The sequence below is a fragment of the Arsenicibacter rosenii genome, from assembly GCF_001870735.1.
Lineage (GTDB): Bacteria > Bacteroidota > Bacteroidia > Cytophagales > Spirosomataceae > Arsenicibacter > Arsenicibacter rosenii.
This window is the reverse complement of sequence record NZ_MORL01000070.1, coordinates 1-3980: the sequence shown is the minus strand read 5'-3', so window position 1 is coordinate 3980 and position 3980 is coordinate 1. Positions and strand designations below refer to the sequence as shown.

Below are 3980 nucleotides of genomic sequence, written 5' to 3'. Positions count from 1 at the left end.
TATTAGATATATTATTTACCAATCCGCTTTTAAGGCTTCATCCGGATTCTTCCGGATACGGTAAATGTCAATCAGGCTTCAACAAGAAAAGTAAACAACCTTTAACTCACTAATTACTCAACCGATGTTACGTATTCGTACCCTCTGTTTGGTTGGCTGGGTGGGTTTTGTCCATACAGGGTTTTCGTATGCACAGGCCCAACCCGCAGAGAATCAAGCACTTCTGGCAAGAATTGAGCAAAACAACGTCAGGGCACTACCGGTACAACCGCCGAAGGCCACAAAGAATGCCGGTATACAGGCAGATCGCCCGGTAAGAGGTGTCGTCAGGGATGAAAACGGGCAAGGGTTGCCGGGTGTCAACGTCGTTATTAAAAACACGGGACGCGGCACCACCACAGACCCGAGCGGAGCCTTTCAGCTTACCGTACCCAACGAAGCGGCTACGCTGGTTTTCAGTTCTGTCGGCTACCTGAATCAGGAAGTAGTCCTTGGCAATAAGGCTACGGTAGAGATTAGCATGCAGGTAGATGCCCGGCAACTGTCGGAAGTCGTTGTTGTCGGTTATGGCACACAGCGCAAACGCGACCTGACCGGCTCGGTGGTTTCCATCAAAGGCGAGGAGACCACGAAAGTGCCGGTAACGTCGGTTATTGAATCGTTACAGGGTAAAATTCCGGGGGCCGACATTACCCGGGCCAACGGATACGCGGGTCAGGGGGCGTCTATCCGGATCCGCGGAAACCGGTCGATTGCCAACCCGGGTAGCTCCAACAACGTGCTTTACATTGTCGATGGTGTGCAGGGCGTAAATGCCTCAGACATTAACCCGAATGATATTCAGTCGGTTGATATCCTGAAAGATGCATCGTCGACGGCCATATACGGGTCACGCGGTGCAAACGGGGTCGTTATCATCACGACCAAACGCGGTACGTCGGGCAAACCGAAACTGACCTTAAACTCCTATGCCGGTGTTTCAGAAGTGGCTGGTTACGGGGCATTCATGAACGGTCCCGAATACATTGCTTTCCGCCGCGAGGCCTATCGGGCTGCCGGAACATGGAGCAGTCCGGCCGACGATCCGAAGATTTTCAACGCCAATCAGTTACAGGCGATTCAGAATAACCAGTTTACCAACTGGCCGGATCAGCTGTTGCACAATGGCTTCCAGCAGGATCATACCCTTGGTATTACCGGTGGTACCGATAAAACAAAGATCTACTTTTCGGGCGGCTATTTTCAGGAAAAAGGCCTGATGAAACTGGACGAATTTAAACGCTATTCTGCCCGCCTCAATGTTGACCAGACCATCAACAACTGGGTAACCGTGGGGATGCAGACCCAGCTTGCCTATATCGACAACGACATCCGCCGCGATCCCTTCAATACGGCCTCGAACATTCCGCCGCTGGGAACGCCTTACGACGAGAACGGCAATTTCATTGTTTTCCCGCTTGGGGGCACCGTTATCAACCCCCTGGCCGATGAGCAGCCGAATGCCTACAAGCGGAACACAAAAACAAACCGGGGAACGCTGTCGGCCTATCTGGAACTGAGACCGTTTGAAGGCTTTACCATCCGGTCGACCCTCGGGGCGATTTTCGCTACTTCGGAGGCTGGCAGTTACTATGGGCGTAACACCATTGACGGACGCGGCGCCAACGCGCAGGCTTCTATTACCAACAACCAGAGCCGTAACCTGAGCTGGGAAAACGTGTTTACGTATAAACGTACCGTTCGCGACCATGCGTTCACCGTTACAGGTGTAACGAGCTATCTGGCCTTTACGAACACATCGAGTTACGCAGGTGGCAATAACCAGCTGATTCCGGCGCAATATTTTTACAATCTGACGGCCGCCAACCAGAATCCGTTCTATGGCAGCGGGTATAGCAGCAACCGCCTGGTTTCATTTACGGGCCGGATCAACTACAGCTTCAAAGACCGCTATCTGCTGACTGTCACCGGCCGCAGCGACGGCTCTTCCAAGCTGGGCGAAGGGCATAAATGGGCCTTTTTCCCGTCGGCAGGGCTGGGCTGGCGTATTATTGAGGAAAAATTCATGCAGGATCAGAACCTGTTTACCGACCTGAAACTGCGGGCGAGTTATGGTATTTCGGGCAATGACGTGATCAATCCGTATGCCACCCAAAATTCGTTAGCAACCGTTTCCTTTTCGTATAACGATGCCAACGCCGCCAATGCGTACCTGATCAGCCAGACCATCGGAAATCAGAACCTGCGCTGGGAGCTGACCCGCACGGCAGATATCGGGCTTGATGTGGGAATCCTCCGGAACCGGATCACGGCCAGCATTGATTACTACGATGCCCGTACCAATGACCTGATTTTCCCGTATACCCTCCCCCTGCTCACCGGCGTAACGACGGTCAACCGGAACATCGGGGTTACCCGTAATCAGGGGCTTGAACTGGCCATTCAGTCGCAGAACATCAGCCGGCAAGACTTTACCTGGTCGACCAACCTGACCTTTGCCCGCAACCGCGAACGGATTGTGTCCCTGCCCAACGGCAACGTTATTGCCGATGACTACCGGAATTCACTGATTGAAGGACAGCCGTCGCAGATCTATTACGACTACCGGAAGCTGGGAATCTGGCAATTAGGGGAAGAATCGGCCGCCGCAAAATACAACGCTATTCCGGGCGATATCAAAATTGCCGACCTGAATAACGACGGACTCATCAACAGTCTCGACCGCACCATTATCGGTTCACGGGTACCGAAATGGACCGGTGGCCTGTCGAATGATATCCGCTATAAAGGGTTTGATCTCAATATCCTGGTCATTGCCCGGGTGGGTCAGTGGATCAGCTCCGATTATTACGCCAAGTATAACCGGAACGGCAACAACAACGGGGCCAACATTGACTACTGGACGCCGGAAAACCCAACCAACGAGTACCCGCGGCCCAACGCCACACGGGCATCCACGTATGTAACAACGCTTACAGAACGGGAGGCTTCGTATGCCAAAATCCGGAACATTACCCTTGGGTATACCATTCCGAAAAGCATAACCGGCAAGGCTAAAATTGATAACCTGCGCCTCTATGTCTCGGGTAAAAACCTCCGGTCCTTCAGTAACATCAAGGACTTTGACCCTNCCGCCTGTATGTGTTCGGGCTAAATCTGGCATTCTAACAGTAACAGCTAAACTCATGAAAACGTACGTAAAAATCATAACGGTACTCGCACTCGGCGCTTCACTCACGGCCTGTGAAGATGCTTTACGCGAATACAATCCGGCCGGGTCTACCGCCCAAAGCCTGTTTACAACGCCCGAGGGCGTAGAAGCCGGGGTAAACGGCATCTACACCTATAACCGCTACTTCTACGGGAAAGAAGAAGGACAGGCGCTGCTCGAAATGGGAACCGACATCTGGACCAACGCCGCCAACAACGGAAATACCGGGACAAACGGCGTTTTTCCACAGCCGCCGCTGACAACGTATCAGGGCCTGGCCTCTGATAATGTGTGGGTTAAAAACCGGATGTGGCAGCAATGTTATGCCGCAATCAACCTGGCCAATACCGTATTGAAATACATGCCGGACGCCGGGTTAAGTGCTGCCCGGCTGAAAGAGCTGGAGGGCGAAGCCCGTTTCCTGCGTGCCTGGTATTACTACCATCTCGTGGAAAGCTTCGGGGCTATTCCGCTCCGGCTTACCCCGACAGAAGGCATTGAAACAACGGCAACCCGCGTGTCGCCGGAACAGGTCTATGAGCAGATTCTAAGCGACTTACAGGTTGCGGTTACGGCCATTCCGCTGACAACCACCGACTATGGCCGCATCACACGCCCGGCGGCGGAAGCCTTTCTGGCAAAGATTTACCTGACACGCGGCAAGAACCAGGAGGCGGGTAACTACGCCAAAAAAGTCATCACCGGCTATACCTATAAACTGCTCGCCAACTATGCTGACCTGTGGCGGATGACCAGTCAGCAGAATACG

Annotated in this window: 2 protein-coding genes; both read left to right on the top strand. The window is 53.1% G+C overall.

All coding sequences use genetic code 11. The features are described 5' to 3' along the window. Positions 1 to 124: 124 nt before the first annotated feature. Positions 125 to 3154 carry a SusC/RagA family TonB-linked outer membrane protein gene (locus BLX24_RS29580; protein WP_071506817.1) on the top strand — a complete coding sequence of 1010 codons (3030 nt, stop codon included), beginning with the start codon at positions 125 to 127 and terminating at the stop codon, positions 3152 to 3154. A gap of 31 nt (positions 3155 to 3185) precedes the next feature. Then, a partial coding sequence (locus BLX24_RS29575) for a RagB/SusD family nutrient uptake outer membrane protein (protein WP_177225964.1) occupies positions 3186 to 3980 on the top strand: 795 nt, incomplete at its 3' end.